This window comes from Bradyrhizobium sp. RDI18 (genome assembly GCF_043203335.1).
Lineage (GTDB): Bacteria > Pseudomonadota > Alphaproteobacteria > Rhizobiales > Xanthobacteraceae > Bradyrhizobium > Bradyrhizobium retamae.
Map to the genome: position 1 here is coordinate 2,268,953 of NZ_JBICRN010000008.1, position 26,293 is coordinate 2,295,245.

A 26,293-nucleotide genomic window follows, 5' to 3' on the forward strand; every position below is an offset into this window, starting at 1 on the left:
GCAAGCACCTTAGTCCCGACAAAGCTGTGAGCGAAGATTGCCTCCGGATGCAGGCCAACCGCATCGCCGTGCTTCTTGATGTCGATCATGCGCTGGTCCAGCGCAATATCCTCGACGCCCCCGAATTTCTCCCCGCCCAAGCTGTGAAGCGCATCGCCCGGACGAACGTCCGTGTCCTGTAAGGCGAACCTGTAGCGATGCACTGGTCTCTTGGCGGTGCCGCCAACGTGCTTGACAAATTCGAGGCCGGATAACCCGTCGCGCTCGTATAAGAGATCTTCGGCCGACAAGTCCCGCAGCCGGAAATACTCCCACCAGACCGCTTTGCCTTCTCGGCCGTGGTAATCCAGCATTGAAGCAAGTAGCCAGCGCGCCTGCTGCTCAGGGGTGCGCTCGCCAGCGTCATCAGGCACTCCGTGGGTCAGTCGCACAGCAAGGGTAGCGACTTTCTTTTGCCACGCGTCGAGTTCCGGGCTGACTTCCGCCTCTGGGATCGCTGGCCGATCAATCGACGCGCCGCTCTGGATAAGTTCGGCGCGCAGGGTCTCCAGCCAGTCGCGCAAGCCCTGCGTTGAAGCGCAATCGTCGCGGTTGTATCCGCAAATCGCAGCCTTGTCGGGCTCGGGAATGTTGCCGGCATCGGCGAGTTCAAGCCGCGCTTGCGTTCGTGCCATTACGACACGCACGTCCTCCAGGGATACCCCGCGCTCGAACCCATACAGGGGCTCAAGCTTCTTGATCGAATAGCTCTCTACGCTCGCGCGGATCGCATGCCGCACGACCGCATAAAGATCGACGAAGCGCTCGGCACGCAGAAGATTGTCGACGTCGTTCTCGCGTGTTGCGTAACGGCCCATTAAACGCTTAATGGCGGCCGGCTCGTAGGGGGCGAAGTGATAGATGTGAAGGTCAGGATGAGTTTGGAGCCGCTCAGCCACAAAGTCCATGAAGCGCTCGAAGGCCGCCCTCTCCTCCTGGCGCGTGGATGCCCAATCCCCAGTGTAGCGCGACGCACCCTGGTCGTCCGCGTAGAGGTACCCAAACAGGAATTCCAGGCCGCCCTCGCCAACGAAGGGATCACCCTCGAAATCAAAGAAGATGTCGCCTGCCGAGGGTTCCGGCAGTCGCGACAATCCAAATCCGGCAATCTGAGGCAGGGCCTCATAAATAACCGCTTCTTGTGCCCGACCATCGACCTGAATTCGTGCCTGTTCACGTATTTTTTCGTAACTTTGCACGGCGCCGCGATCGGGCCGCCACGGCAATGGCAGAGGAACGGTGGCCAACGCAGCCATAGTGTGAACGCCGCGCCTCTCAAGCTCGCCAGCTTGCGACTTGGTGATACCGGCGACGAGCGACAAGTGATCGTCGGCCCTGCGGCGCTCGTCGCAGTGGTTTCTCCATCGGCAAATGTCGCAATGCTCGATCGGCTCGGGATAGGCACCCTCTGTAGGTGACGCAATCGCGCGCTCGAGACTGCCTCTTACATGCCGGTAGTAGGCCGCGTAATCGGCTATCCGGTATGGTTCGGGCTGATATTGCGTTCCCGGCGTCACCACAAAGGCGGATGCGGGAGCGCTCCCTTGCATGAACGATACCAAGTCGGAGTAAAGTGAGATTTGGAGGACGGTACTGCCCTTTGTCTCGCGCGCGAGCTTGGTATCAGTAACCTCATAAGACCATGCGCCGAAGCGGCTTGGCATCTCGACTCGGCGCAGGACGTCGGCGCGCCCACTCCATTGTCCAGATTGGAAGGGCACCTTGGACAATGACAGTATCGCCACGCCGCATGGCCTCCGTGGTTGCCGCGACGACCCCTGCATCAATGCCAACACCATCGATCACTGTGACAGCGGCTCCGGCAGTCTTCAGATGTTCGATGAAACCTTGCTCATGCAGCGCGCCGCGCTCCGCAAGCGTTTCGAGGACAGGGTCCCAGATCTTTGGCTTCGCGAGCTCGCCATGCGCGACCTTGAGATCAAGCTCAGTCAGGTAATGGCAATTCAGGTGGCCGACCAGGTCGCCCGCGCTGAGTTGAAGTGTTTCGCCCATTCGCTGCATGTCTTAACCTCGATGCTCGCAAGCGAAGCCGGTGAGTTACAGGCTGCGTGCGATCTCGCCTATGGCATTGATTTCCGAGGTGTTCTGCCGAACCCATAAGGACCGCGCGAGCGGTCCAGGAACCTGATCCTTGAATTTGCCGGCTGCAATGTCCTTCACAAAGCCTGATAGTCGTACTGGATCGACCTCTTCTTCGGTCGCGAGAGCTTTCAATTTGGGCAAAGCCTCGGTCGCGTTGGTCTGGGCAAGTGTGAGCCCTAAGTCGTGTACTTGGCCCGGAAGGCCGGCCATTGCGGCGGCTGCGCCGAACACTGCCGTCGTCTGCGAACCGCGCCAAAGAAATACGTGAAGGTCCCGCTCTTCCTGCACAAAGGTCGTGGTCTCAAGCTTCAAGCTCTGAAACATCTCACGTCCCTCGGCCAGCAACTCTTGCCCCCTATCGTCGAGGTAGGGCGGCACGTCGGACGCCAGGTAGACCCGACGCATTTCCTCCGCGAGACGATTATGGAGACGTTCACCGTCGGCGCGTTCGAATCGCGGCACGACGCCGCCGGGATGTGGCGCCACGAACAGCGTGCTGGTCTTTTCGTCGATGTCTTGAACGATCCAACGACGACCGGCGAAAACCACAAGGCCATCCTTGTGAACCGGGTACGAGAGAGGAAGAGTTCCGAGTGTCTTGCCGCCCATGGTGAGGCGCCACTCCTCGGCCGATTCGAATACAGCGAAGAAGCTCCGCGACTGCACGGTGTGCTCGCCTTTTTCTGCCAGCATGATCAATCCGTCGCCGGACTGTTCGACGAACTGGATCGCGCCAGATGCAAGATGGCGTAGAAGTTCGGCGAACTCAGATACAGAGACGGCCGCAAAGGGGCCAGGACCGCACAATAGATCGTAGAGCGGTCGCGCCTTTATCCCGCCGCGCTCGGCAATGACGGAAAGTATTTGATGAATGAGAGTTGAGGCGACCTCCGGCACCTGGCCTGCCGGCTCCACAAATTTTTCCAGCAAGAGCCGAATGACGGCGACGGAGCGGATTGTGTTCGGCCGTAGCCGGTCGAGGATTCCAGACTCGTTATCAATATGCGGCTCGCGCACGTAGACCCGCAGGATCGAGGGCGTGCCGCGGCGACGTCCGGTCCGGCCGAGCCTTTGCCGCAGCGATGACAGCGAGCGCGGCGATCCGATTTGAGCCACGGACTTAACCGAGCCAATGTCCACACCGAGCTCAAGGGTCGATGTGCAGATCGCGGTTGTCGGGAGGTTACCGTCCTTGAGGCGATCCTCCAGCTCTTCCCGTAGCGTCTTGGAGAGGCTGCCATGGTGCGGAAAGAATTCATCGGGCACCTTGGCTTTTTCCGATCGCCGCCGCAACCGGTCGGCCGTCGACTCGACCGTACGTCGCGAGCTACCGAAAACCAGGTTGTTCGAGCCACGCAGAGTTCCAAAAAGGTGGTCGGCAATGGAATCGAGCGCGATCCTTCGCGGCACTTCTTCGGCGCCGGATCCGCCCTCGGCATGATCGGGATCGTCCAGTTCCGGTGGCTCGACATAGCCGCGTATCTGCAGGCGCAATTCGGGGGCGTCAGTTTTGGCTTCGAGGATTTCAACTGAGTCCTGATTGCTCGGCCGAAGCCACCTAGCGGCCTGTGGCAGGTCACCGATGGTGGCCGAGAGGCCCATACGCCGAGCTGGTTTTGACGCCATTGCATCGATACGGCGCAAGAGGCTGGCCAAATGGAGGCCACGCGGTCCTTGCAGAAACGAATGCAATTCGTCGATGACGATGAAGTCGGCCGTTGATAGCAGCCGCCGCGCATCGCCGGCGCGTCTCGTCAGCATGGCTTCGATTGATTCTGGCGTGATAAGTGCAACGCCTTGAGGGTTCGAAATAGCTCGCTTCTTGGCGGACTGTGGCGCATCGCCATGCCACTTGACGACGGGGATATCCATCTTGTCGCAAAGCTCGTCGAGGCGCTTGAACTGATCGTTGATGAGCGCTTTCAGCGGGCTGATATACAAGACGGAGAATCCCGCATCACTGCGGTCGGCGACCTGCGTGAGGATGGGCAGAAACGCGGCTTCCGTCTTTCCAGCAGCGGTGGTCGCAGCAATCAGGATATCGCGATGACCATCGATAACGGAGAGGATAGTGCGCGCCTGGATCTCACGAAGCTCATCCCAGCCCTGGTCGCGGATCCAGCGGCGGATGGTCGGATGGAGCTTATGGTAGGCCCCTTCAGGAGAGTCGGAGGCTGGTGAGCTCATCGCCCTCCCCGTCCGCGCCCGCCTCGGCTACATTGTCCGGCGTATCAGGGACGATCGAGACCGTTTCAAGAAGGCCTTGCCACGTCGTGCCGGGATTTTGCTCAAGTATGGACAGCATCTGGACGAACGCCTTGACCGTCGAGCGTGGCGTGCGGAAATAGGATTCGCCTATCTTGCGGTCGCAATACATCATGAAAGCTGTCAGCGCTTCGTCGGGAACCAGGTATTTCGCGGAATCGCCGCTGGCGAAGACCGCGCGGATATTGCCGAGCAGAACCAGCAGATCTTCTGGCGTGAGATTTTGCAGGCGGACCACGGGCCCCGAGAAATCGACACGCCCTTCACCGGCGAACACGTTCTCAGCGAGACGTGACTGCAACGCCTCGTAGCTGAAGACGCCGCGGCGGGTATCGAGCAGGAATTCCGGCGTGCCACACATCACGAAACCGATCCCTGACGTCGTGCCCTGCAGCGCATCATTTACGATGTTGAGAATCTGCTCATAGTTTTGCTTGCGCGCTTGCGCATTCTGCAGCTTGTAGATGTTGGCCATCTCGTCGAACATGACCAAGAGACCCGCATAGCCAGCAATCCGGACGAGACATGCGAGCGACTTCAATGACTCATAGACGGTCTCGTCGTCGATGATAGTCCTTACGCCGAGATCCTTCCTTGCATCCGTCTTGGTGGAATACTCACCACGTAGCCAGCGGATCGCGTTTTCCTTCAGCGAACCATTCGACTCCTCGCTGCCCCGCCAATAGGCCTTCAGCACCGTGGCAAAGTCGTAACCGCCCTGAAGACCGGAAATAGGCTCCAACTTCTGGTCAATCACAGTTTCAACCGCTACGCTTTTCTCGCCCGCTTCCTTCACGGCATCGGTGACCAGCCTCTCGATGACACTCTGCAGGGCGCTGCCCTCGGGCTTGTTTCGGGTCGCCATGTTGTTGACGGCCTCGGCATACAGTGCGCGACCTTGGCCTCCGCTGCCGTGAATGCGCCGGTTCGGTGACAAGTCAGCGTGCATGGTGACGCATTTCTTTTCGTGCGCAATCAAGCGGACCATGCCTGCGAAGAATGTCTTGCCGGCACCATAGGCTCCGATAACGAAGCGGACTGCCGACCCACCGTCGGCAACACGATCGATGTCGCGAAGCAACGCCGCTGTCTCCCCCACGCGACCCACCACGATATGCGGCAATCCAAGCCGCGGCACCACGCCTGCTGACAGAGCCTGGATAATCGTATCCCTCTCCTTCGAACGGATGGTCTTGGTAGCTTTCGTCATGCCGCACTCTCTCTTATCTCGGCGATGCGGTCGCGCAGATGCGGAGCGACCGCGACTTCATCCCCCTCCTCGATCAACGCTTCGTCAAAACGATCGAAGGACCAATCATTGATACGTTCAATAGCCCCGTCGGGGAGCAAGCGCATTTCTCGCGCATGGCGATCAAATTCCGACCGGCTCATCGCCCCGCGCAGTTCAAGCAATTCGAGCAGTTCGGTGTGGGGTCCGTCTAGCCCCTTCAGAGTGGCGGGCTGATCGGCCATGGCGGGCGGCGGTGGCGGCGCTTCCTCCTCGAATATCCCCGACAAGAGCGCGGAGACGGCATCGGTCTCCTGACGCGTGCGGGCGAGGCGAGCCGCGTCGAACCGAATTCTGCTGGCAGCAGGCGGGAGGGCTCGCGCGAGCGCCGACTCCTTCGGGATGGGGACGCCTGCGACGCGTTTTTCTTCACTGATTGCGATGGGTTCGTCAGAACGGGCGGCGGCGGCCTGATGAAGGCCCTCGTAAACGGCCTCTTTCGGCAACCCAAGCGACTTATGCAGCCGTTCCAGGAATTTTACTTCGGCGACGTCGGGGGTTGGATTGTCGCCGACAACCGCGAAGGCCGCGCCGGCGATCGCTCTGCGTTCCGCTTCGCCCATTTCCGCGAGCTTACGCATCACGCGGGCACGTTTGGGAGGACTATTGAAGGTGGTCACGGCGAAGGCAATCAGGCGCGCTTGTTCCACGCCAGACAAGTCTGAAGCGGCGCGGATACGGGCGATCGTCCGCTGCAACTCTTCGAAGGATGCATCGCCATCTGCCCCAGCGGCCAGAACGGCGACCTCGACCTGCGCCCGCATCGCCGTGAACGCAGTTCGCGCGGCATCGACCGGTCCGCCCGCTTGAGCCTTGAACACGAAAACCTGTTCGTCGGCGCGTGGCACGCTGCTGCCGTATCGCCGGTCGGGCTCGATCGCAACATCTATGGAATCCAGCGCGCGGCCGAGATCATCGGCGACCGCCGCGGAGATCTTTCCATCCGGGGGAACTTCGATCCCCGCCATTTCGAAGAGAATCTGGGCGGTCGTGCTGCCACGCCCTTGCTCGCCCATGACGGACACCAGCCGACGTCGGAAATCGCCGACAGCGACGAGCCCGGGCGTCCGTTGAAGATCGTCCGGCAGCATCGCCGCCGCCACCATTGAGTTTCGAAGGGCCGGCTTGCGGCCTACGAAACGGCTGAAAGTATCGAGCTCATCAGTGCACTCGGCGACCAGCCCCTGTAGCTTATCGAGAGGCTTGGAAATGCTAGACACATCCGGCCATTGTTGGTGCGGGCCAACGACCTCGACTTCAAATGCTGCGCTTGCCGCGCGATACCGCAGGGAAATGTTGCTCTTTGCGTTGACCGCAAGCCCTGCCGGAAAATGCTTTACAAAGCGGATGTTCCATAGCTGCACGAATTCCTCGAAGCAGCGGAGCGCGGGTGTCCTGAGATAGGTGTCGGGTGAAGCCAATGCCCATCGCAACGCATCCTCGGCGGAAAGTGACGGCGCGGCGGCGAGGCGCTCTCCTAGATGAAGACGGGTCGCAATATCCATCTCTGGACCACCCGCTCGCTCAGGTGACAGCGGCGGCAAGGGGAGCCGCGCGCCGTACCACACGCAGGCCGTGGTGACGAACGTAGTCGCGTAGCCACGAAAGGAGTTGTTGGTGCCATAAATCGTGAGCAGTCGCTCGACTTCGCGCACGAGCAGGGCCGCATCGTCGCCACGTTCAACGAAAAGACGATGTTCAAGCCCGTAGAAAAATACGAAGACATGGCCGATGCCGTAGGCAGGATTGCGCCGGCCGTCACGCATCCAATCCAGGAAGGCACGCCGTGCGGCGGGCGACATGTCCGAATAGGAGGGCCAATAGGGCATCGAATTGCCTTCGATGTCCGCACCAGCGGCCGCGACCGGCAGCGCGGGATTGATAGCATATTGCACAATCGCCCGCCCCGGCCCCGGAAGGTGTCCACCCAGGTAGAAGAGACCGCTCGCAATCTCAGCGTTACCTACGCGCGCCCGTTCACCGAGAGGAATCCACCTTGCCGGCGGCGCCTGTTGCCGCGTCGGACCGCTGCTTCGGACTGGCTGTCTAGCCGCGCGCGACGATTCTCCATGATCAAGTGCCGGTACGGCTTGAGATTTTCTGCGCGAGAGCAGATACGCCGAAAGGATAATGCCGCCGCATACGAGCACAAACGCGCTGATCGCCGCGGCGTTTTCGACCACGAATCGATAAACGGCCGAAACCGCGGCTGCCAGCAGGCCGAAAACGACCAGGAAAACTGTTCCGCCTGCGGAAGATGTACGCCGACGCCCCATGCTCGAAATACCGCGTACGTCCTTCAATAAGAACTCAAAAACTATCGCCGTAGGGTGAGTTTCGCATGCCATGCAACCAACAGCAAACCTTATCCCGCCAGGCTGGCGATTGTCGGCCCACATTCTGTCCCTGCTCTACTCCCCGCCGTTCGTCCGGCACGGTTGGAACTCCGCCCGATGGTCACCGCCGACACCGCGCCAACAATCTGCGATCCAATGCATTGCGGCTGGTCAGGTCCCGCTTTGCATACTGCGGGGGAGCTGCTCTATTCCACCGCCTTCACAGGCACGCTTCACGATTTCGCTTTGTCGAGCGGCAACGTCAAGGCGGCTGTATAGGAACGACCGCGACCGCCGTCGAAGTCGAACTCATAGAGCCGGACAGCGCCGAGCGCGGTCTGACGCTGGCCGAGAAAGAAGGTGAAAGCGTTGGGCGCAGCGACGAACAGGTGCGTGAAGCCGGCCCCGTCAGCCTTGGCAGTGCGGATCGCGCTGGTCGCCGCGTCGGCAAGCTCGAATGCGTGGCGGCCGCAAGTGACCGATTGCGCACCCGAACCGCAACTCGGCTTTAGGATCAGGATATTCCCGACATTCGGAAGAGCGGATTCGCAATATCGGCGCACATCGGCCGATACGTCATGCGTCAGGCCGACCGCGACTGCGAGGTCCGGTTGATCGGGCCGAAGTTCCACGGTTTCGGAGACGAGGGTCGGCCAGGTCGGATCGGGAATCACGTCATCGGCGGACCAGAGCCGCCGGCCCGTGCTTCGCTGTTCGAGCTCCACTTGGCGGCCGGACTTGATGTTTATGACCGAGCCCGCGGCGAAGGCAAGCGTAACGTGGGCGTCAAGCGCAAGTCGCAACCGCGGCTGGTCTTTGGCGGCCGCGAGGAGAAAGGTCCGCAGTGCGGGATAGAGTTTGGCGTCCCAGTCCGCGTCGCTGCGGATGTACCGTTCGTCGAAGGACGGAATCAGATCCAGGACCGCGTGACAGCGCTCCTCAAGCCGATCGAACGCGTGCTCAAAGGATTTCACGCCGTAGACGCGAGGGCCGCCCTGGGCCGCCCCGAGCATATCTTCTCGAGCGCATACGGCACGGAAGCTTTCGCGGTCGAACTCGACACGTCCCTGCGCCATCCACTGAAAGATGACGTCGTCGTAGGGGAACGCGCTCTGATTGGCCGGAATGCGGCGCAGTCCGACATAGGCGAACAACAGGTCTAGCTGATCGCGAAGCCCATCGAGCGTATCGGTCGCCTCACCGAAGGCGAGCGTGCGTGCGAGCAGCCGAAGCTCCGCCTCGTCGATGCCGAGATGCTCGCGCCAGGCTTTGCGCACGGCTCCTGCCCTGCTGTTGTCGGTCAGGAGAGCCATAGAGCCGCTCGAGCCGCATCGCGCCCGAGCGGGTGCCGACCATCTCGCGCAGCGGGTCATTGCGGTCGAGCCGCCAATTGGTCACCAGCTTGAAGCGCACGCCGCTGCCTTGCGGCGCATGGACAATCTGTGCTTCGCGCGCCCGCTGCAGCAATGAGCGGGCGTTGGCGTTGATGAACTCCGGATCGACCAGGTGTGAGTAACCGTAGCTGTCGGGTGTGACATGCCATTTGCACTGCATGTGCTTGCGCCGCAGCGGATCGCCATACTGGTCGACCGCACTGCGTGCCGGATCGTATTCGACCCAGATGTCGTCGAAACTCTTCGGGCCCGTCTCGAAACCCACGCGGACGATCGGGCTTTCGGGATCGAGCAGACGCGCCGCGTGATACCAGAACAGACGCGCCTGGAAGGTGTCCCCGTCACGCCGCACCGTTACCGCCTGGGTCATGGCTCCCTCACCTCGGCATCTCGACATCCCGGAAGGGAGGCGTCGGAATCATGGACCGGGCGATCTCGACCGCGCGCGCGCCGTCGACAGCCCTGGTCGGATAGGCGTCGAGGACGATGGTCGGCAGCAGCCGTTGCGTCAGGTCCGAAAAGGTGAAGCCGTGGTCGCGACCGCCGCGCTGCGGCCCGGTGGCCGAGACTAGGGCATCGATATGATGGTGACCGAGGCCGATGGTCTCCAGCCGGCTCGACAGCACGAAGCGGCGCTGCTCGTCGCCGGGACGCGCAAAACTCAGGACGTCAGCCGCTCTGCGCCGCACGGCCGGATCGAGCGCATTGAGGCGGTTGGTGCACATCAGGACGGCCGCCGGCAGTTTCGCATTGGCGATCCGATCGATGCCGCGGATGAAGGCGTTCACGCCGGCGCGGTCCTCGTGATGCATCTGAGCCGCCTCGCGCGACTGCGCCAGCGCGTCGGCCTCGTCGACCAGCAGGACCACAGCCCCACGCGCCCGGCCCGAAGCCGACTTGAGTTTGGTCGCCTCCGCCACGGTGTAGTCGAACGCTGCCGAGAGCAGCTGCGTCATTTCGCCGACCCGGCCCTGCCCGCGCGTCGACAGGCTGAGCGGAAAAAGCGTGATGTCGATCTTCTCCTGCCGCGCGACCGCATCGCCGATCGTCTCGGCGAGCTCGGTCTTTCCGGAGCCTACGTCGCCGGCGAGCACCACCAGTGGAGGCCGCCGCAGCACCGTGTCGAGCAAAGCCTGCGCACCCGGATGGTGCTTCTTCGCCCAATCGGCGAGGCCGCCGGGATTGACGAGCAGGCCGAGGATCTTCGCGAGGCGGTTCTTCTGCTCATCGAGCCCGACGAGCCGGGCGAGGCGCGCCTGTGGGTCGATGTCGGGATAGGTGATGCGGCGCTCGAAGAGCTCGTCGAGTGTCGGCTTGGTGTTCATCAGAAGCTCCTAACGGTAGCGCGGTCGAGGGCCCTGCCCCCGGACGAATAGGTGCGGTCGTTGGATAGGTAGCCCAAGACCCCGGGCTCGGCGGCACCGTTGCGCGCGAACGGCAAGGTCGCCTTGAAGGCTTCGCGCTCGGCCTGGCTGAGCCGGTCCCACGCCGCCGTGTAGGTCATATAGCTGTAAAAGGAGGCGCCGCTGATGTCGGCGCCTGGGCGGATGCGGCCGGGGTCGTCGTCGTCGGCCGACGCACCGGCGAGGTCACGGGCCGTATAACGAAGAGTCGGCTCGATCCACTTGCCATCCCTCTTGAAACCGTAAGTGACCGTGTCGAGATAACCGGCCCGCAGCATCTCGGTCGCCTCGGTCTCGTAGTCCGCGATGCTTTCGTCGGACGGCTTGCCGTAGAACCGCTGCATGCGCTTCAGGTCAGTTGCGACCTTGGCGGCCATGTGGCGGGCGTGGGTGACCGTGAAGGTTCTGCTTTCGGTATAGCTGTAGCTGTCGGACATGGTGGACCTCACGCCTGGAAGGAGGAGCCGAAGACCTTCTGCCAATAGGCGACGGTCAGTTGCTTGTTGGGAGCGGCAAGCGCCGCATCGATCGCGTCGCCGGCGTCGAGTGCGGCATCGACGATCGCGTCCGCGTTCGTTGTCGTGTAGAGGCGAGCGACGTTGTTCGTGGCGTTCACCGGATCAATGATCTGCACAGTGTCGGAGAACGTGCCGACCGACGAGGCCGGATAGTAGTCGCTGAACACGATCTGCTGCCGGAAGTCCGTGCGGGCGAGATAGGTAAAGAAGTGCTGAAGCGCCTCCGGATAGTCGGAGAGATCCAACCCGTCGTCGCAGAGCTTGGCGAGGATCATCTCGATCATGAAGGATTTGAAACGGAAGCCGTCCCGTTCCTGCTTCATGCGCCGGGCCCAGAACTTCACGAGCCGGACCACCTGCGCGAAATGCTTCTCCTGCGCGCGCTTGCGCTTGGCCGCGAATTCCAGATGCAGCGGAATGCTCGTCTTCAGGAACGAGCCGTCATCCTGGCTGACGAGGTTGCCATACCACTTCGGGTCACCATCATAGAGGATCGGCACCACGTCTACATCGAGCCCCGTCCCCCGGAAGGAGACGGTGACGGAATAGGTCTGCGGCTTGACCTGGTCGGGACTAAAATTGGGGAAGGCCTTGCGAAGCCGCTCGGCCAGATAGTCGAGCAAAGCCTGCACGTCCTTCGGCGCGTCGGCGCCGCTGATGTAGCAGGCGATGTCGATGTCATTGAGAGAACGAAGCGCCGTACCCTTCGCCAGGCTGCCCGAGAGCAGCATCTTCTTCAGTGTGAAGTCCGGATGCTCGGACAGATAGCCTTCCAGCTTCTCGCGAAGCCGCCGGGCCTGCGCCCGATACTCATCCGCCGTGTCCTTGGGCAGGTTCACTTTATCCTGCGCAAAGGTGGCGATTTCATCATGGCCGACGTGTTGCCGTCCCATATCCCGCTCCTGTTTGGCCGGCTCGCCCGAGGGGCGGCGGCGTTGAGACTAGGATATAATAGCCAAATTTTAGCTATTCAAGTGGCTAAATCTGGCTATTTGACCTTGACAAAATCCATTGATTCTCTATATCCTGCGGACAACGACGGAGGATGAGATGACGGCGAAGCGAACTATGACGCTGAACCTCACCGACGCCGAGATGCGGGTTCTGGACGAACTATCGGCCCGGAAGGACATCACCAAGACTGCCGTGCTCCGGCAGGCCTTGCGCCTCTATCAGACGATCGATGCTCGGGTCGAAAAGGGCGAAAAGCTCTTGTTCGAGAACGACGCGACGAAGGAGAAGGCGGAGTTGATGCTTCTATGACGGTCGACGTCTCGAAAATCTATCTTCTCGATGTTGCGACCGGTGCAAGCGTCGAAGCCGAGCTGCGCGATGCGATCGAGCAGGCGCAGCTCGACGACTGGCAGACGAAGTGGCGCCCTGCCCTGCTGACCGTACTTCAGGAGCTCGCGCGCAGAGGCGTGCCGATAGACCAGTGGCCGCAAAGCTGGCACTGGGATTGGACGCAGAAGACGACCCGCGTGCAAGGGCTCTTGGCCTTCCGCGGGTTCAGCGTCGTCGCTCTCGGCGAAACGCAAGGCCTGGCTCAGGTCGATCTGACCAAGACGGGCCGGGAAGCAAACCAGCGCGGCAAGCCGCTCGTGTATGTCGATTACCTCGAGGCTGCGCCATGGAACCGACCGGAGCTCGGGGCCGCCCCGCGCCTCCGCGGCGTGGGCTCGGCCCTCATCACGGCAGCCATCGCGCTCAGCGAAGACGAGGGTTTCAAGGGGCGCTTGGGGCTCCATTCCCTGCCCCAAGCCGATGATTACTACCGCAAGATCGGAATGACCGATCTGGGCCAGGACGTGGCGTACCAAAATTTAAGATACTTTGAGATGACCAGCGAGCAGGCTCGCGCGTTCTTCGAACAGGAGGGAGAACGATGAAAATTGAACGGAGTAAGGAGTGGTGGATGGCTCGAGCTCGTCGTGAAGGCGACGCCGCCGTCGGCGCCGGCTTGCTGGCGTTCGATCCGGTACCGGACGAGCGTCCGACCACGATTACGCAGACCGCTGCGGCCGAGGAAACCCAAATCGCTTTCGGCAAGTTCGTGAACCTGATGCGACGCCGTCGCGGTCTCTCCATGGAGAGACTGGCCGAGGTCGCCGAGCTCGACGCGAGCGAGTTGCTCGTGATCGAGAACGAAGTCCATTATGTTCCCGAGCCGCGAACGATCTTCAAACTGGCGCAGACCTTTGAGGTATCTCAGCGGCGCTTGATGCAGCTTGCCGGACTGACCGCGGCGAACGACGCCGGGTTGCGGCAGGAGGCTGTCCGATTCGCCGCCCGCTCCGAGGCTATGCAGAAGCTGACGCCGGAAGAAAATTCGGCTCTCGAGGCGTTCGTCGCCGTCTTGAGCGAACAGGACCCCAAGCGAGCCAAGTGAAGAACGTCAGCCTCGGACATCGAACGATCGCCGATATCGACGGACAGGTCGACAAGGTCCTACGGGGTCTTGGCAACCCGGAGCCGCCCATCGATCTGCGCGTTGTCCGGGACCTGCTGAAGCTCGACCGCGGCTACTATTCGACGACCGACGACAGCCTTTTGCGGGAGACTTTCTCGCGCATGAAGGTCGCAGGTCTTCAGGTTCTCCTCCGCCCGACGCTCCTGCGCGACGCGGTCCAAAATCTCAGCCTGAAGGCCCTGTATTTGCCCGACCAGAAGCGGATCCTGCTCGACCAGGATCTGCCTCTCCTCAAGCACCGCTGGAACGAGGCCCATGAGATCGGCCACGACATCATCCCTTGGCACACCGGGATGATGTTGGGCGATACGGAACAGACGCTCACGCCCGCCTGCCACCAAATCATGGAAGCCGAGGCGAACTACGCTGCCGGCCAGATGCTTTTTTCTCGCTGGTCGCTTCGTCTCCGAAGCGATCTCTTCGAGCCCGAGCCTTGCGTTCGTCAAAAGCTTGAGCAAGGGGTTCGGCAACACCATGACGTCCACGCTCTGGCGCTTCGTCGAACAGGGCCATGGTGGCCGGCCGATCGTCGCCCTGGTCACAGGCCATCCGCATCCGGCACGGCGCAAGACCGATTTCGATCCTGCGAACCCATGCCGCTATTGCGTGGAATCTCCCCCATTCCGCCAACGTTTTGGCTCGCTGCGCGAGACCGATCTGTTCGCGACGATCGTCGGCTATTGTGGCGCGCAACGAGGCGGCAGCCTCGGTCGGAGCGAGGTGCTCCTGGCGGACCTCAACGGAGACCGGCACGTTTTCGATTTCGAGACGTTCTTCAATCGCCACGAGGCCTTGACGCTGGGCTATTGGCTGCGTTCACATAGCTCGCCCGTGCCTGTGCAATGATGCTGCGGGGGCGAGCGAACCGCCACCAAAAAAGGGGAACGATGGCGTGTTTAGTACACGCACAAGCAGGCCACGTGCGAGATTGTATCGCAATTCGTCCCAACGTGGCTTCGTGTGGATTTCAAATCGAAAGGAAATCGTTCGAAAAGGCGACTCGCACAGCCCTCTGCACTGACGTGATTAGTGTCAACGGCGGAGCACGACAGCCTTCCAATGCTTGGCTGCGATGAAAAGTGCGAGCAGGGAGAGGCAAGCAAACAGCCCCGGCTCGACCCCAGGCAGGATCGTCGCACTTCCCGTGCATGGGTCGATGGCCCCTTCGGTAAACAGCTTTGGCGGGAGCTTTAGCAACAGGGTTATAGTGGAAGTCGGGTGACCGTCGCGCGATGGGCCGCTGACAGGCGTGCACATGCAGACTCGGGAGGAGCAGCACAACCGCACCTGACATGGAAAGCTCCCACGCGTCGTCGCTGTGCTTGGTACTTGAGCCAGGATCCGGATCAGATCGATGCTGAAGCCAGGCTGTTCCTCGGCCATCTATTTGCGCAAGCTCCGGAACTCGCGACGGTCGCCGATCTGGCGAAGCGGTTTGTGTCCCTTCTTAGTGGTAGCGACATCGCCGAGCTCGATGAATGGATCACACAAGCAGGCAACAGCGAGCTCAAGAGCTTCGCCAACGGCATCGCGCGCGACATCGATGCGGTCCGAGGGGCAATAACGACCTCCTGGACAACCAGTCCGGTCGAAGGCCAGATCAGCAGGATCAAAGCCATCAAACGACAAATGTATGGCCGGGCAAGCTACCCGTTATTTGACGCGTCCTCCTGGCTGCTTGAGAGCGACCGGGCAACCTATCCAACCCCGATCGCTCATGCTGCACCAAATATGCGGAAGAACCGAGGAATGTCATGGGCGACTGGTGGTTTCGAGCGTGGGATCGCGTGCTCGCCAAAGGCCTCGTAGGATTGAGCGCCAGCCCAAGCGATCAACCCTACGACGGATGGCAGAGACGGCTCGCTTCAGACGAAGTCTGCCGCTCCAAAGATCCCTCCCCGACAGCTGCCAAGCGAACACCATTGCAGGATATACGGCATTGCTGTATATTACAGCAATGCTGGAGACCGATCAATGACTCAATATTCAACCAGTGATCTTTCCAGGAAGTCGGGGGATATCATCGCCGAAGCCCTGCGCCGGCCCGTCACCATTACCCAACGGAACAAGCCGCGTCTGGTGCTGCTCAGCATCGAAGACTACCGCAAGCTTACGGCCAGAGCCGACGCCCGGAAGGCCGGTCGGCTCGAGACGATGCCTGACGACTTGTTTGAGGACGTCAAGCGGGCCGTCGACGCCTATGAGCGGGAGAGCGACGAGACGTGAGCCGGGACGACTTCGCACCGGATGCGTGATCCGATTTCCCTATTTATGGGTGCGCGAAGCTGAGCGCGGGGAAACGGAAGGCCGCAAGCCTCGCCCGGTGGCTGTGGGTGTACGGATTGCCAGGCCGAAAGGTGAGGACTTGTTGGTGCTGTTTCCGATCACCAGTCAGCCGCCCTACTCCGATCGTTTTGCCGTCGAAATTCCTGAGAGGGAAAAGCGTCGTGCCGGTCTCGACGCTTCGCTACGCCTCTGGATCATCCTTGACGAATACAATCAGGACGTCATCGGCCAGTCGTTCTACCTTGAGCCAGAGCCGCCACTTGGCCATTTTAGCAAGGCGTTTTTTCTGCCGTTGATGAAAGAATTCATTGCCCGCCGCGCCAGCACGCGCGGCGTTAACCGACAGCGTTAGATGGACGTGCCTGCCAAGAGACCAGACCTTTCACCGGAGCAGCAGAATACGGCGGCCCTGATCCGGCAATTGCTCGGAAGGAGCATGGCCGACCGCTATGTCGACTTCTGCCAGCTGTCGGCTGGCGCGCTTCCGCTCCGGGTATCCATTCCGCTCGCGGCCCACGCCTTGCGGGAGCTTGAATCGGTTCTGCGGCAGACCTTGGCGGGGCCGATGAAGATTGCCGCCGACGTCACACCGGACGATCTCGCAAAAGTCGAAGCCACCAGGAAACACTTGCACGCAGCCGGCTTCAACGACGATCAATCGCGCCGCCAAGGAACTGCAGCCGCGGTTGAGTCACAAGGCACAGATTCAAGCGATCGTCGCGCGTCTCGGATTGGCAGCCGATGGCGATATCGCGCGCGCCTGGATTGCGATTTCGCAAGCACACGGCAAGGCGCATGGTCGCGCTCTCTATCAGTCGCTGGCGGTCGATGCAGAATTTCGCGCCCGATGGCAGGAGCCTCACGATTCTGCACGGCCCTGTCGAGAGCCGCCTGCGCCTTTGCGACCGCCTTCTCGCGTCGCTCACGTTCCTGGCCGCCGCGGCCTCTTCGCGCCGGCGCTCGACATCACGCCGTTTCGGCTCTTTGTTTAGCTCCGCTACCGCTGTCCGGGCAGCTTTGTCACTGATCGTCGGCGCCGTACGCTTCTTCGGCCTATCGCCGCGTTCACGTCCTGCTTCGTCGTGAAGGATGGCGCCACGGCCAGAACAAGACCCGGCGCGTCTACCGCGAGTTGGGCCTGCAACTGCGCAACAAAACGCCTAAGCGGCGCGTCAAAGCCAAGCGGCGCGATGACCGCTGAACTGCACCCGGCAGCAAGGCTGAGAATGCCTTTTAGTGTGCGCCTTCGGGGCCGGCGCCGAGCGCCGCCGCGATGGCGTTGCGGATGACTTGCTCCTCGGAGGCCGCGAACTCGACGCCCTTGGGCGGGCCGCGACATGAAGGCGAAGAGCTGGTAGTGCAACTCGCAGTTCGGTGAGCGCGTCACCGACGGCAGTCACGGCCGCGCCGACCTCAGTCAGGTCGCGGCCGGGACACCGTCATGTGACGCTCATTCATCGCCTCGGAGGCGAGAAGCTCGTCGCGGACATCGCCGCGATGCTCGGCGACGACCGAGCCAGCTTCGTCCGACATGTCGACCTGCCGCGAGACCCAGTCGATGTGTCTGGCGGCGTCAGGCCTATCGACGATGGCAAAACGTCTGGGGCGCGACGAACTCGCGCGGCCCGCGTCGAAGAAGGCGAGCGATTCATTGGCAGAGGCGGACACGATCTTACCAGTCAACTACCAACCCTATCAATTGATGGAGAAGACAGGTACATGGCAACCGTGATCCATGGACACCGTCAAGAAAGTTGCATCGGAATTGGGTCAAGAAGGATGAAAAGATCCTGCTGGGCACGGTAGCCCTGGTGGTGCTGGCCGCCTCTGCCGCTGATCTGGCCGCGCGGCTCTCCGAGCGAAGCGGTTCCTACATCGGTATCAATAGCGGTGGCGGCCCCGCGCGTCGATGCTGGCATCTCGTCAACGCTGGCGTTGTAGTCCGCGCTCCGCCCCTTGCTATCAGGGGCCATAGTGCGACAGGAGGCCCGCTCGGCGGCGAAATCCGCTTCCGCTGGCAGATAGCCAACTCGGTGTTCGGCATCGGGCGAACGGCAACTGCGCTGATTTCAAGGACTCCAACGCTAACCTCACTTTCGTAGTCCTCCAGGATGAAACCAGGGTTGATGCATTCGGCCTGCTCACGGGCCTGCTTGGCTACGCCTGGACTGACGTGCTGCTGTATGTGAAAGGCGGCGCTGCGGTCGCCCGCGATAAATATCAACTCTCCGAATTTGCGACTGGGCTGCCCCTCACCGACGGTAGCGAAACCCGGCGGGGCGGTACAGTAGGGGCGGACCTTGAGCGCTTTTTTCAATAACCGTCGGCGCTGAGTACGATTGCCTGTTCATTGGCCCTCGGAACGTGGACTTCTTTTCAACCGGGATCACGGGCATTTCCAGCGAGCGGCCCCGCAGGAACTGCCCGCATTGGGCAGGACATCGGCATCGGTTTGGTCCACGTGAACTAACGCTGGGACGTCGCGGACGTCTTTGATCGTCGCTTTGGTTCGAGGCGAACAACAAGAGGAACTGATGTCCAGAATTTTGGCTGTTGGGACGGTTTTGCCACCATTCCGAATTTCGCAAACCGAGGCCAATGTACTAGCGGGTCGCCACTTCGGATCTAGAATGGAGAAGCTGAAGAGGTATCTTACAGTATTCGATAATGCGCTAGTCGATCAGCGTTTCTTTTGTGTAGCGCCCGAATGGCTTCTCAGCGAGCATCGCATAAGTGAGACAAACCAGATATACTTGGAATATGCAAAGGAGCTCGCATGCAAAGCGACCGTGCTCTGTCTCAACAGGGCCGGCGTGAAGCCCGAACACGTCGATCGGATTATATTTGTCTCGTCGAGCGGGATAGCTACCCCCAGTCTCGATGTGGATGTGATCTCGAAGGTCGGACTGCGAACAAATGTACGACGGACGCCCATATTCGGCCTCGGATGTGCCGGAGGAGCATCGGGAGTTAGCTTGGCAGGAGCGATTTGCCGCGCAACGAGCGAACGCGTTCTCCTCATTGCTGTGGAGCTGACATTAGCCGAATGATCTCACCCCGAAGAACGTTGTTGCTTCAAGCCTCTTTGGGGATGGCGCTGCCGCGCTCCTAATCGGCCCAGCTGAAAGCGGCTCTGGCAAACTGGATATCGTAACAAATACGAGTTTGCTTTACCCCGACTCGACTTATTTAATGGGCTGGCATTTTGGCGACTCCGGATTTGCAGTCGTAGTCTCTGAGCGCATTCCATCAATGATTAGCGAATTGATGCCACATGCACTGCGGTCGTTGTAGCGGAGGATGGCATCCATTCTAACCAAGCGAAGAGCTTAATCTTTCATCCCGGCGGGAGAAAAGTATTGGAGGTTTGTGAGCAGGGCCTTGGGAGATCGTCTGAAAACTTCTTTTCCAGCTATGAAACTCTTCGACGTCATGGAAATATGTCGAGCGCAACTGTACTATTCGTTTTGGATCACGTGCTTGAGCATGAGGAGCAGGCGCCAGGATCATACGGAATCCTAGCTGCGTTCGGACCAGGGTTCTCGGCCGAACTGTCGTTACTGAAATGGGTTGACAGCGAAGCGGCTCAGCGAGGGTCTGCACATCTTGAGTCAGTCGGTGACGGATTGGCGCGGATCGCGTAGTAGTGGCCGGCATCAACAAATTCGTTGCCGGTGCTGCTGAGCGCCAGCGTGCCCGAGATGCGCACTCTGCCGCCGGTCTGCTCGGCCACCGCGTTAATGCCGCCGCACTGGAGGTGCCGATTTATGAAGGATGGCGGCGCGATGCATTACAATGTTCTCAACGACGATGACGGCCTCGATCCGGTGACCGTCCTCAACTTGGACCTCGGCAGGCGGCGGCAAATATGACGACATCTATGACCGAAGGCCTTTGATAATCGACGGTTCGAGCAAGAGGTGCCGATTACAACCCGCGCGCGGTTGTTCAGCCGCCCTTAAGCCGAGGTATGAGAATAACGTTGACGCCCAGCGGATTGTTAGGGGTCACCTCCCTCAACCCTGCAGCCAACTGCGCCATGTAGGGATGACCATGGATGTAAAAATTTGTCGTCGGCTGGAACGGCCTCGGGAAGGCGTCTACTCTATTCAGCACGCCGAGCAGGACGTCCGGGGCCAGTTGGGGACCGTGGTTCCAGCCCGAGCCTACGATGTGCGTGAAATCATCATCTAATCTCCTAGCCCGTACATCGAACGCCGGGCGTGACAACCGCCGCGGCAGGTCCAAATGGCTTGCCACGCCGGCTAATTTCCCCTCGACTTTCCCTTTCGAGCCGCTAGGCTCCCCCACATTCCGCGGACTGAACTGTCCCGCGAGTTTCTCGGTCCGAATTTTTCTCCAACTCCGCAACGAAGTCCGCGGTCCATCGCTGGATGGGATACGCTCGAAGCGTCCCCACCATGTCTTGCCAGCGCGAGATGCGCTCGGCAAGCGACATCGAAATTGCGGCCGAAATCTTGTCTGCTATGTCATCAATGTTGTTTGGATCGACGAGCAGCGCCTCCTTCAGCTCTTTGGCCGCGCCGGCAAATTTAGACAATATCAGCACACCGGGATCGTTCGGATCTTGCGCAGCGACATATTCTTTCGCCACCAGATTCATGCCGTCACGCAACGGCGTTACCACGGCAACTTTCGCTGCGCGGTAAAGAATTGCGAGGTCGGCCTGACTGAAGCCCTCCTCGAAATGACTAATCGGGGTCCAGTCGCCCCTACGATGGCGGCTATTGATATCGCAGACAAGGCGGGCGACATCTTTCTGCAGATTGCTGTAGGCCTCAATGCCGCTGCGCGACGGGGTGGCGATCTGCAATAGCGAGATGCTGTGCGCGAGATGCGGCCGTTCGGTCCACAGGCGGTTTAAAGCGTGGAGGCGTTTGTCGATACCCTTGGAGTAATCGATCCGATCGACGCTGATAGCAATCTTCTCGCTATTAAGACCGCGCCGTATCCACGAGATCCAGGGCTCCGAGGCCGCGTCGGCGCTCAATTCCGCGAACTTGACCGGATCGATGCCGATCGGAAACACTTGGGATCGCGTTTGGCCATGACCCGAGGTTACAACACAGTCCTCGATGGTAAGCCTGAGATGCCTGAGATCGGTGCTGACATAGGCGATGAAATTCCTCCGGTCCTCCTCGGTCTGAAAGCCGATCAGGTCGTAAGCCAACATCGCCTCGATCAGTTCGCGATGACGCGGCACACTCCGCATCATGGCTGGCAGCGGCCATGGCGTGTGCAGGAAGAAACCGATCGGCTGCTTGATGCCGACCTTACGCAGCTCAGTGCCGAGCGGGAGGAAATGATAATCATGCACCCAGAACGCGGTCGGCTCATCGAACCGGAGCAGTCTTTTTGCCATCACCGTGTTGATCTCGCGATAGCTGAGATAGTCTAACGCCGAGGCGTCGATCAGGTCGGTGCGCGAATGCAAGGCCGGCCATAGTGCCGAGTTGGCAAAGCCCTCATAGTAACGCCGATAATGCACGGCAGGCAGATTCAGCGTCACAAGCTTGCCTGCGCCGAGCGTCTCGACAGGCGGCGCTTTACCACAACCATTGCCCAATTGGCCCGAGGATCCCACCCAGATTGCTCCGGATTGTTCGACCACAGGGAGTAGCGCAGCCGCAAGGCCGCCTATCTTGGGTTGTTTGGCGTCGCCGCTGTCAGAGCTGGTCCCGGTCGTCTGAACAGAGTTTCCGCGTCGATAGGTGGAGCCTCTGCCGGGGTTAGGCTGCCATGCGGAGTGGCAGCGGGGTGAAGTAGGCGTGATCCGGCGTGCTGCCGTCAAGACTCGAATGGGGACGCCTGCTGTTATACAACGAGGTTTGAGAACGCCCACAGGACCGTTCTTCGCGAGGTTCTTTATCGATATCATCCTTGGTTTGGTTGCCGAGTTTGCGTTCATGGGGCCGTCGACAAGGCTGGCGATGTCGCCTTCCGCTGCACGCTGGATGGATCGCAAGCAGATCGTTGGCTGGAGGTTCCAGCATGGATGTTCGACCGGACGGCATGCCCTGAGGCGGAGCTTTTGGCAGCTCGGCCATTTGTCAGCATAACCGCACTTGCAGCGCTTTCTGCGCTTCTCGATCTGGCGTTGATGGATCGAGCGCCATCAGCTGCCCTGCTTTCTAGCGCATCCAGAGCCTCTCACGACCAGAATCGGGGAGCGACTCATGTCACGCGAGACGGCAATGCCAGGGAGCGGATACCGACACAATCGACAACCGCGGTCGCAGCCGCAGATGGATCTGTTCGGGAGCGGCCTGTCGAACGGCGCCCTCGGCGCGCCAGCATGGTCGGAACTGCCGGCGGAAGCGCGGGCGGCGCTGACCAGTCTGATGACGCAGTTGATTCTCGGCCATGCTGCGACGACAGCGACGCCGCGCGCGAAGGAGGTCGGCCATGATCTCTGACAAGATCAGGCCTCATCATCTCGAGCGCAAGGCGATTCTTTACGTGCGTCAGTCCTCGGCGCATCAGGTGTTGCACAATCGCGAGAGCAGCGCGTTGCAATACGCCATGCGGGACCGGCTGACGGCGCTCGGGTGGTCAGAGATCGACGTGATTGATGATGATCTCGGTCGTTCGGCCGCCGGCGGGGTCCAACGCGCCGGCTTCGAGCGGATGGTAGCGGAGGTTTGCCTCGGTAAGGTTGGTGCGGTTTGCGCCCGCGAGGTCTCGCGCTTCGCTCGCAACAGCCGAGATTGGCAGCAACTCATCGAGATGTGCCGCGTGGTCGATACCGTTCTGGTCGATCAGGAGACCATCTATGCGCCAAGGCACGGCAACGATCGCCTGTTGCTCGGGCTCAAGGGCAGCCTCAACGAGTACGAACTGGATCTGTTGCGCCAGCGCTCGCTCTCGGCCCGCTACGAGAAGGCGCGCCGGGGCGAGTTGGTGGTGGCGGCGCCGGTCGGGTTCGTGAAGTCCGGCGACCATTATGAGAAAGATCCGGATCGGCGGGTCCAGGAAGCGATCAAGCTGGTGTTCGACAAGGTCGAGGAACTGGGCAGCGCGCGACAGGCGCTCTGCTGGCTCCACGAGTACAATCTCGATCTGCCGGTAAAGCAGACCAATGGCGACACGGCCTGGCGGCGACCAAGCTACTCCGCCATCCACCGGATCATTGAGAACCCGGTCTACGGCGGCGCCTATGCCTATGGTAAGACGGCTGTCGCGACGGGATACGGTGCCGAGGGCGTGAGCGTGAAGATCCGCCGCAAGGCGCGGAACGAATGGTTGGCGCTGAAGCCCAACACCCACGATGGGTACGTGAGCTGGGAGAGGTTCGAGGCAATCCGCACCATGGTCAGCAACAACGTTCCCACCAGTCGGTATCACGGCGCGCCCAAGCATGGTGACGCGCTGCTGGCCGGTCTGATCCGCTGCAGGCGCTGCGGTCGCAAGCTCACACTCCGGTACTCCGGCATGAAGCGCCATATTCCGCGCTACAGCTGCAGCCGCGCCTGGATGGACAATGGCGGCCCTCATTGCATCGGCTTCGGCGGACTGCGCGTTGATGATGCCATCGAGGAAGCACTGCTCGGCGTCGTCGGTCCGGGCGCTATCGCCGCGGCGACCGCTGCCGCCAAGGAAGCCAGGGAACGGCGCGATCAGGTGCGCGATGCTCTCAGTCGCGACCTCGAAGCGGCGCGCTATGCCGTCGACCGGGCCTTCCGGCAATACGATGCCGCTGATCCCGCGAACCGGCTGGTGGCGGGCGAGCTTGAAGCGCGCTGGAACAGGGCGCTCGCCCACGTGGCGGAGGTCGAGGGCAAGATCGCCATGCATGATGCGGCGATGCCCGCCCCCATTGCCGATCCAGCTTCGCTTGGCGTTCTGGCCTCGAACCTCAAAACGGTCTGGGATGCGCCGACGACGGATGCGCGCCTCAAGAAGCGGATTGCGCGCACCGTCATCCATGAGGTCGTGGCCGATATCGACGATGCGGCCTCCGAGATCGTCCTCATCGTCCACTGGGTCGGCGGCGTTCACAGCGAGATACGCCTGCCCAAGCGCCGGCGCGGGCAGCGCAACAGCACCTCCGCCAACATCGTCGAAGCTGTGCGCCAACTGGTGCTGATCGCCAGCGACGATCTGATCGCCGGCCTGCTCAACCGCAACAGCCTCAAGACCGGTAACGGCAATCGCTGGACGCGCGAGCGTGTCACCTCGATGCGCTCGAACTATCGCATCCCGGTGTTCAAGCCCGCCGAGGACGGGATCGAGCCCTGGCTAAACCTCAGCAACGCGGCAAAGCTCCTCAAGATTGCGCCCAAGACGCTCCGGCTCGCCGCCGAAGCCGGCGAAATCGCAGCCATCCATCCGCTATCGGACGGCCCGTGGATTTTTGCTCGCGCCTTGCTGATAACAGCTGCCGCTCAATCTATCGCCGAACGAGCGCGACAGAACCCAAGATACCCCACGGGATCACATCCCAATCAGCAAAGTCTCTTCTCTTCAACAACATAGACAGATGGGTGTTCTGATGCGCGGTTGTAGAAGTCGAGATATCGGCCGATCGAGCTGCGCGCCTCGCTGACGCTGTCATAGGCCCGCAGGTACACCTCCTCGTATTTGATGCTGCGCCAGAGCCGTTCGACAAACACGTTGTCCCGCCATGCGCCCTTGCCGTCCATGCTGATCGCGATGCCGTTGTCGGCGAGCACGCCGGTAAAAGCCTGTCCGGTGAACTGCGAGCCCTGATCGGTGTTGAAGATGTCCGGCTTGCCGTGACGAGCCAAGGCATCCTCCAGCGTCTCGACGCAGAAGGTCGCTTCCATGGTGATCGACAGCCGCCACGACAGAACACGACGTGTTGCCCAGTCCAGCACCACGGCGAGATAGACGAAGCCACTCGCCATCGGGATGTAGGTGATGTCCATCGCCCAGACCTGGTTCGGTCGCGTGATCTCCATGCCGCGCAGCAGGTATGGATGGATCTTGTGGCCGGGCTCGGGTCTGGTGGTGCGCGGACGGCGATAGAGCGCCTCTATCCCCATCCGCCGCATCAGCGTCTTGACATGCCGGCGGCCGATCTTGCACCCCTCGGCAGCCAGCAGGCCTCTCAGCATTCGCGAACCGGCGAAGGGAAACTCCAGATGCAGCCGGTCGAGACGCCGCATGATCGCGAGATCGGCGTCCGGCACCGGCCGCGGCAGGTAATAAACGCTGCCGCGGCTGATCTGCAAAACTTCCGCCTGCCTGGTGATCGACAGATCATGCTCGCGGTCGATCATCGCTTTGCGCTCAGCAATCCCGCCTTGGTGAGCGCTCCTTCTAAAAAATCGTTCTCCAGCGTCAACTCCCCGATCTTGGCATGCAGCGACTTCACATCGATCGCAGGCGTGGCCGGCGCAGCGCTGCCAGATCCAAAAACTCCGGAAGCGCCGCCCTCCAGCTGCGCCTTCCACGCCGTAATCTGATTGGGGTGGACGTCGAACTGCTCGGCAAGCTGAGCTATCGTCCGGTCGCCCTTGACGGCGGCAAGCGCCACCTTCGCCTTGAAGGCCGGTGTGTGGTTCCGGCGTGCTCGTCTGCTCATCGTCACTCCTGATTCGCAGGCACCAGCGTGCCCGCTGTCAGGCAGAAACTCCACTTATCGACCTGTTCAAATTTGCGGAGCCGGCTCTGTCAACCCGGTTCGACACGACGATGAGATTCACAAGTCATCCTTGCCCGTCTGATCTGCCGTCACCCGGCGTTCAATCAATATGGCTTGATTATCGCTTCAACCAAGTCGAACCCAAATCACGCGCGCAGGCATTCAGTCTTGTTACTGGAAACAAGAAATCTAATGCAAAGATAGTCTTGCACGCAGTTGCGCGGTGTAGAACCGCGGAGACACACTAAGGCTCTCGCGTGGTTCCCATTCGCACGGTCTATTTATCGACGATTCCATACGCGCTTCGTCGGCTGCCACCAATCACAGCAGGTCGGCTCGAATGACGGGCGGGCCACGCACATCCCCTCGCCGACCCGCAAGGCAAATGTGGTCATTCCGGAGCCATTGCACCAACAGCTCCGCCTCGCGAGAGCAGCTTTCCAAAGGACTGCGAAGCACGGGTTTTGTGCAGACGGAAGAGCTTGTACCGTTCGGCAATCGCCGCAAGCCCCCTTATGATGCTGTCTTCTATCTGGTCGCTCAAGCGGAATCCGAGCCGATGA

The 26,293-nt window shown here is 61.0% G+C and carries 30 protein-coding genes and 2 pseudogenes; 16 read left to right on the plus strand and 16 right to left on the minus strand.

What is annotated here, in order from left to right; translation table 11 throughout:
• Positions 1-608 precede the first annotated feature (608 nt).
• Positions 609-1,838 (minus strand): annotated as a pseudogene (locus tag ACFXS9_RS20035) (TM0106 family RecB-like putative nuclease); the annotation flags it as partial.
• Here ACFXS9_RS20035 and ACFXS9_RS20040 point away from each other — a divergent pair.
• Complete coding sequence (locus ACFXS9_RS20040; protein WP_392700339.1) at positions 1,762-2,160, plus strand: hypothetical protein; 399 nt, start codon at positions 1,762-1,764, stop codon at positions 2,158-2,160. The pseudogene ACFXS9_RS20035 and the gene ACFXS9_RS20040 sit on opposite strands and share 77 nt — an antisense overlap.
• Here ACFXS9_RS20040 and ACFXS9_RS20045 read toward each other — a convergent pair.
• From ACFXS9_RS20045 to ACFXS9_RS20080, 8 genes are all read right to left on the minus strand, one after another.
• Positions 2,098-4,329: a DEAD/DEAH box helicase gene (locus tag ACFXS9_RS20045; protein ID WP_057853248.1), complete on the minus strand. Its 2,232-nt coding sequence runs from the start codon at positions 4,327-4,329 to the stop codon at positions 2,098-2,100. The two genes, ACFXS9_RS20040 and ACFXS9_RS20045, sit on opposite strands and share 63 nt — an antisense overlap.
• Positions 4,301-5,617 (minus strand): ATP-binding protein, encoded by a 1,317-nt coding sequence (locus ACFXS9_RS20050; protein WP_392691410.1) that lies wholly within the window; start codon positions 5,615-5,617, stop codon positions 4,301-4,303. The genes ACFXS9_RS20045 and ACFXS9_RS20050 overlap by 29 nt, the downstream gene beginning before the upstream one ends.
• A complete protein-coding gene (locus tag ACFXS9_RS20055; protein WP_392691412.1) occupies positions 5,614-7,998 on the minus strand; it encodes a TerB N-terminal domain-containing protein in 2,385 nt (794 codons plus the stop codon). Before ACFXS9_RS20055 ends, ACFXS9_RS20050 begins: the two co-directional genes overlap by 4 nt.
• A 266-nt stretch (positions 7,999-8,264) precedes the next feature.
• On the minus strand, positions 8,265-9,308 hold the full coding sequence (locus tag ACFXS9_RS20060) for an SAVED domain-containing protein (RefSeq protein ID WP_392691415.1): 1,044 nt from the start codon (positions 9,306-9,308) through the stop codon (positions 8,265-8,267).
• The gene (locus ACFXS9_RS20065; RefSeq protein WP_392691418.1) at positions 9,229-9,795 is read right to left on the minus strand and encodes a hypothetical protein; all 567 of its coding nucleotides are present in this window, start codon (positions 9,793-9,795) and stop codon (positions 9,229-9,231) included. Before ACFXS9_RS20065 ends, ACFXS9_RS20060 begins: the two co-directional genes overlap by 80 nt.
• 7 nt (positions 9,796-9,802) lie before the next feature.
• Positions 9,803-10,750, minus strand: coding sequence for an AAA family ATPase (locus ACFXS9_RS20070; protein WP_057847966.1), 948 nt, complete (start codon positions 10,748-10,750; stop codon positions 9,803-9,805).
• Positions 10,750-11,265 (minus strand): hypothetical protein, encoded by a 516-nt coding sequence (locus ACFXS9_RS20075; protein WP_057847965.1) that lies wholly within the window; start codon positions 11,263-11,265, stop codon positions 10,750-10,752. The genes ACFXS9_RS20070 and ACFXS9_RS20075 overlap by 1 nt, the downstream gene beginning before the upstream one ends.
• Before the next feature lie 8 nt (positions 11,266-11,273).
• Complete coding sequence (locus tag ACFXS9_RS20080; RefSeq protein ID WP_057847964.1) at positions 11,274-12,239, minus strand: CBASS oligonucleotide cyclase; 966 nt, start codon at positions 12,237-12,239, stop codon at positions 11,274-11,276.
• Positions 12,240-12,396: 157 nt separating this feature from the next.
• On the opposite strand from ACFXS9_RS20080, the gene ACFXS9_RS20085 reads away from it, so the two are divergent.
• From ACFXS9_RS20085 to ACFXS9_RS20095, 3 genes are read left to right on the plus strand one after another with little or no spacing between them, the layout of a single operon-like run.
• Positions 12,397-12,609 carry a ribbon-helix-helix protein, CopG family gene (locus ACFXS9_RS20085; RefSeq protein WP_009734077.1) on the plus strand — a complete coding sequence of 71 codons (213 nt, stop codon included), beginning with the start codon at positions 12,397-12,399 and terminating at the stop codon, positions 12,607-12,609.
• Positions 12,606-13,235, plus strand: coding sequence for a GNAT family N-acetyltransferase (locus tag ACFXS9_RS20090; protein WP_057847963.1), 630 nt, complete (start codon positions 12,606-12,608; stop codon positions 13,233-13,235). Before ACFXS9_RS20085 ends, ACFXS9_RS20090 begins: the two co-directional genes overlap by 4 nt.
• Positions 13,232-13,735: a helix-turn-helix transcriptional regulator gene (locus ACFXS9_RS20095; protein ID WP_392691424.1), complete on the plus strand. Its 504-nt coding sequence runs from the start codon at positions 13,232-13,234 to the stop codon at positions 13,733-13,735. The genes ACFXS9_RS20090 and ACFXS9_RS20095 overlap by 4 nt, the downstream gene beginning before the upstream one ends.
• Before the next feature lie 59 nt (positions 13,736-13,794).
• Here ACFXS9_RS20095 and ACFXS9_RS20100 read toward each other — a convergent pair whose 3' ends face one another.
• The gene (locus tag ACFXS9_RS20100) at positions 13,795-14,292 is read right to left on the minus strand and encodes a hypothetical protein (RefSeq protein ID WP_392691426.1); all 498 of its coding nucleotides are present in this window, start codon (positions 14,290-14,292) and stop codon (positions 13,795-13,797) included.
• Between ACFXS9_RS20100 and ACFXS9_RS20105 the strand changes: the two genes are divergently transcribed.
• From ACFXS9_RS20105 to ACFXS9_RS20120, 4 genes are all read left to right on the plus strand, one after another.
• Complete coding sequence (locus ACFXS9_RS20105; RefSeq protein WP_392691428.1) at positions 14,291-14,662, plus strand: hypothetical protein; 372 nt, start codon at positions 14,291-14,293, stop codon at positions 14,660-14,662. The genes ACFXS9_RS20100 and ACFXS9_RS20105 overlap by 2 nt on opposite strands.
• A 372-nt stretch (positions 14,663-15,034) precedes the next feature.
• Positions 15,035-15,625 (plus strand): transposase, encoded by a 591-nt coding sequence (locus ACFXS9_RS20110; protein ID WP_392691430.1) that lies wholly within the window; start codon positions 15,035-15,037, stop codon positions 15,623-15,625.
• A gap of 165 nt (positions 15,626-15,790) precedes the next feature.
• Positions 15,791-16,042 (plus strand): type II toxin-antitoxin system Phd/YefM family antitoxin, encoded by a 252-nt coding sequence (locus tag ACFXS9_RS20115; protein WP_057847960.1) that lies wholly within the window; start codon positions 15,791-15,793, stop codon positions 16,040-16,042.
• Positions 16,017-16,454 carry a hypothetical protein gene (locus ACFXS9_RS20120; protein ID WP_392691433.1) on the plus strand — a complete coding sequence of 146 codons (438 nt, stop codon included), beginning with the start codon at positions 16,017-16,019 and terminating at the stop codon, positions 16,452-16,454. Before ACFXS9_RS20115 ends, ACFXS9_RS20120 begins: the two co-directional genes overlap by 26 nt.
• 30 nt (positions 16,455-16,484) lie before the next feature.
• Here the strand turns inward: ACFXS9_RS20120 and ACFXS9_RS20125 are convergent, their stop codons facing one another.
• Positions 16,485-16,760, minus strand: coding sequence for a hypothetical protein (locus ACFXS9_RS20125; protein WP_392691436.1), 276 nt, complete (start codon positions 16,758-16,760; stop codon positions 16,485-16,487).
• Positions 16,747-16,899, minus strand: a complete 153-nt coding sequence (locus tag ACFXS9_RS20130) for a hypothetical protein (protein WP_213256440.1) — start codon at positions 16,897-16,899, stop codon at positions 16,747-16,749. The genes ACFXS9_RS20125 and ACFXS9_RS20130 overlap by 14 nt, the downstream gene beginning before the upstream one ends.
• Here ACFXS9_RS20130 and ACFXS9_RS20135 point away from each other — a divergent pair.
• The gene (locus ACFXS9_RS20135; protein ID WP_392691439.1) at positions 16,898-17,188 is read left to right on the plus strand and encodes a hypothetical protein; all 291 of its coding nucleotides are present in this window, start codon (positions 16,898-16,900) and stop codon (positions 17,186-17,188) included. The genes ACFXS9_RS20130 and ACFXS9_RS20135 overlap by 2 nt on opposite strands.
• Positions 17,157-17,300 (plus strand): annotated as a pseudogene (locus ACFXS9_RS20140) (IS3 family transposase); the annotation flags it as partial. The gene ACFXS9_RS20135 and the pseudogene ACFXS9_RS20140, both read left to right, overlap by 32 nt.
• A 215-nt stretch (positions 17,301-17,515) precedes the next feature.
• On the opposite strand, the gene ACFXS9_RS20145 reads toward ACFXS9_RS20140, so the two are convergent.
• Positions 17,516-17,785, minus strand: coding sequence for a hypothetical protein (locus tag ACFXS9_RS20145; protein WP_392691442.1), 270 nt, complete (start codon positions 17,783-17,785; stop codon positions 17,516-17,518).
• 71 nt (positions 17,786-17,856) lie between these two features.
• Here ACFXS9_RS20145 and ACFXS9_RS20150 point away from each other — a divergent pair, with 71 nt between their 5' ends.
• The 4 genes from ACFXS9_RS20150 to ACFXS9_RS20165 all read left to right on the plus strand — a co-directional run bounded on the left by ACFXS9_RS20150 (position 17,857) and on the right by ACFXS9_RS20165 (position 19,974).
• Positions 17,857-18,204: a hypothetical protein gene (locus ACFXS9_RS20150; protein ID WP_392691444.1), complete on the plus strand. Its 348-nt coding sequence runs from the start codon at positions 17,857-17,859 to the stop codon at positions 18,202-18,204.
• 402 nt (positions 18,205-18,606) lie between these two features.
• Positions 18,607-19,152: a hypothetical protein gene (locus ACFXS9_RS20155; RefSeq protein WP_392699877.1), complete on the plus strand. Its 546-nt coding sequence runs from the start codon at positions 18,607-18,609 to the stop codon at positions 19,150-19,152.
• A gap of 213 nt (positions 19,153-19,365) precedes the next feature.
• Positions 19,366-19,746, plus strand: a complete 381-nt coding sequence (locus ACFXS9_RS20160; RefSeq protein WP_392699879.1) for a 3-oxoacyl-[acyl-carrier-protein] synthase III C-terminal domain-containing protein — start codon at positions 19,366-19,368, stop codon at positions 19,744-19,746.
• A 24-nt stretch (positions 19,747-19,770) separates the two neighbouring features.
• Positions 19,771-19,974, plus strand: coding sequence for a hypothetical protein (locus ACFXS9_RS20165; RefSeq protein ID WP_057853236.1), 204 nt, complete (start codon positions 19,771-19,773; stop codon positions 19,972-19,974).
• Between the two features lie 76 nt (positions 19,975-20,050).
• Here ACFXS9_RS20165 and ACFXS9_RS20170 read toward each other — a convergent pair whose 3' ends face one another.
• Together ACFXS9_RS20170 and ACFXS9_RS20175 are read right to left on the minus strand one after the other, a co-directional pair.
• Positions 20,051-20,362 (minus strand): hypothetical protein, encoded by a 312-nt coding sequence (locus tag ACFXS9_RS20170; protein WP_392691447.1) that lies wholly within the window; start codon positions 20,360-20,362, stop codon positions 20,051-20,053.
• Between the two features lie 37 nt (positions 20,363-20,399).
• Entirely contained in the window at positions 20,400-21,764 is a 1,365-nt protein-coding gene (locus tag ACFXS9_RS20175; RefSeq protein ID WP_392699881.1) for a trehalose-6-phosphate synthase, read from the minus strand.
• A 604-nt stretch (positions 21,765-22,368) separates the two neighbouring features.
• On the opposite strand from ACFXS9_RS20175, the gene ACFXS9_RS20180 reads away from it, so the two are divergent.
• Both ACFXS9_RS20180 and ACFXS9_RS20185 read left to right on the plus strand, forming a co-directional pair.
• The gene (locus ACFXS9_RS20180) at positions 22,369-22,539 is read left to right on the plus strand and encodes a hypothetical protein (RefSeq protein ID WP_392689527.1); all 171 of its coding nucleotides are present in this window, start codon (positions 22,369-22,371) and stop codon (positions 22,537-22,539) included.
• A complete protein-coding gene (locus ACFXS9_RS20185; protein WP_392691340.1) occupies positions 22,529-24,598 on the plus strand; it encodes a recombinase family protein in 2,070 nt (689 codons plus the stop codon). Before ACFXS9_RS20180 ends, ACFXS9_RS20185 begins: the two co-directional genes overlap by 11 nt.
• On the opposite strand, the gene ACFXS9_RS20190 is transcribed toward ACFXS9_RS20185, so the two are convergent.
• Positions 24,568-25,670, minus strand: a protein-coding gene (locus tag ACFXS9_RS20190; protein WP_392691450.1) for an IS3 family transposase whose coding sequence is annotated in 2 segments (ribosomal slippage) — positions 24,568-25,415 and positions 25,415-25,670 — 1,104 coding nt in all. Because the reading frame shifts where the segments join, the coding sequence is not laid out codon by codon here. The genes ACFXS9_RS20185 and ACFXS9_RS20190 overlap by 31 nt on opposite strands.
• Positions 25,671-26,293: the final 623 nt, after the last annotated feature.

Coding starts and splice junctions, on each gene's coding strand:
- ACFXS9_RS20045 (WP_057853248.1), bottom strand. CDS start 4,329: ATGAGCTCACCAGCCTCCGACTCTCCTGAAGGGGCCTACCATAAGCTC.
- ACFXS9_RS20050 (WP_392691410.1), bottom strand. CDS start 5,617: ATGACGAAAGCTACCAAGACCATCCGTTCGAAGGAGAGGGATACGATT.
- ACFXS9_RS20065 (WP_392691418.1), bottom strand. CDS start 9,795: ATGACCCAGGCGGTAACGGTGCGGCGTGACGGGGACACCTTCCAGGCG.
- ACFXS9_RS20070 (WP_057847966.1), bottom strand. CDS start 10,750: ATGAACACCAAGCCGACACTCGACGAGCTCTTCGAGCGCCGCATCACC.
- ACFXS9_RS20075 (WP_057847965.1), bottom strand. CDS start 11,265: ATGTCCGACAGCTACAGCTATACCGAAAGCAGAACCTTCACGGTCACC.
- ACFXS9_RS20080 (WP_057847964.1), bottom strand. CDS start 12,239: ATGGGACGGCAACACGTCGGCCATGATGAAATCGCCACCTTTGCGCAG.
- ACFXS9_RS20085 (WP_009734077.1), top strand. CDS start 12,397: ATGACGGCGAAGCGAACTATGACGCTGAACCTCACCGACGCCGAGATG.
- ACFXS9_RS20090 (WP_057847963.1), top strand. CDS start 12,606: ATGACGGTCGACGTCTCGAAAATCTATCTTCTCGATGTTGCGACCGGT.
- ACFXS9_RS20095 (WP_392691424.1), top strand. CDS start 13,232: ATGAAAATTGAACGGAGTAAGGAGTGGTGGATGGCTCGAGCTCGTCGT.
- ACFXS9_RS20105 (WP_392691428.1), top strand. CDS start 14,291: ATGACGTCCACGCTCTGGCGCTTCGTCGAACAGGGCCATGGTGGCCGG.
- ACFXS9_RS20100 (WP_392691426.1), bottom strand. CDS start 14,292: ATGGTGTTGCCGAACCCCTTGCTCAAGCTTTTGACGAACGCAAGGCTC.
- ACFXS9_RS20115 (WP_057847960.1), top strand. CDS start 15,791: ATGACTCAATATTCAACCAGTGATCTTTCCAGGAAGTCGGGGGATATC.
- ACFXS9_RS20120 (WP_392691433.1), top strand. CDS start 16,017: ATGAGCGGGAGAGCGACGAGACGTGAGCCGGGACGACTTCGCACCGGA.
- ACFXS9_RS20135 (WP_392691439.1), top strand. CDS start 16,898: ATGGTCGCGCTCTCTATCAGTCGCTGGCGGTCGATGCAGAATTTCGCG.
- ACFXS9_RS20130 (WP_213256440.1), bottom strand. CDS start 16,899: ATGCGCCTTGCCGTGTGCTTGCGAAATCGCAATCCAGGCGCGCGCGAT.
- ACFXS9_RS20180 (WP_392689527.1), top strand. CDS start 22,369: ATGGATCTGTTCGGGAGCGGCCTGTCGAACGGCGCCCTCGGCGCGCCA.
- ACFXS9_RS20185 (WP_392691340.1), top strand. CDS start 22,529: ATGATCTCTGACAAGATCAGGCCTCATCATCTCGAGCGCAAGGCGATT.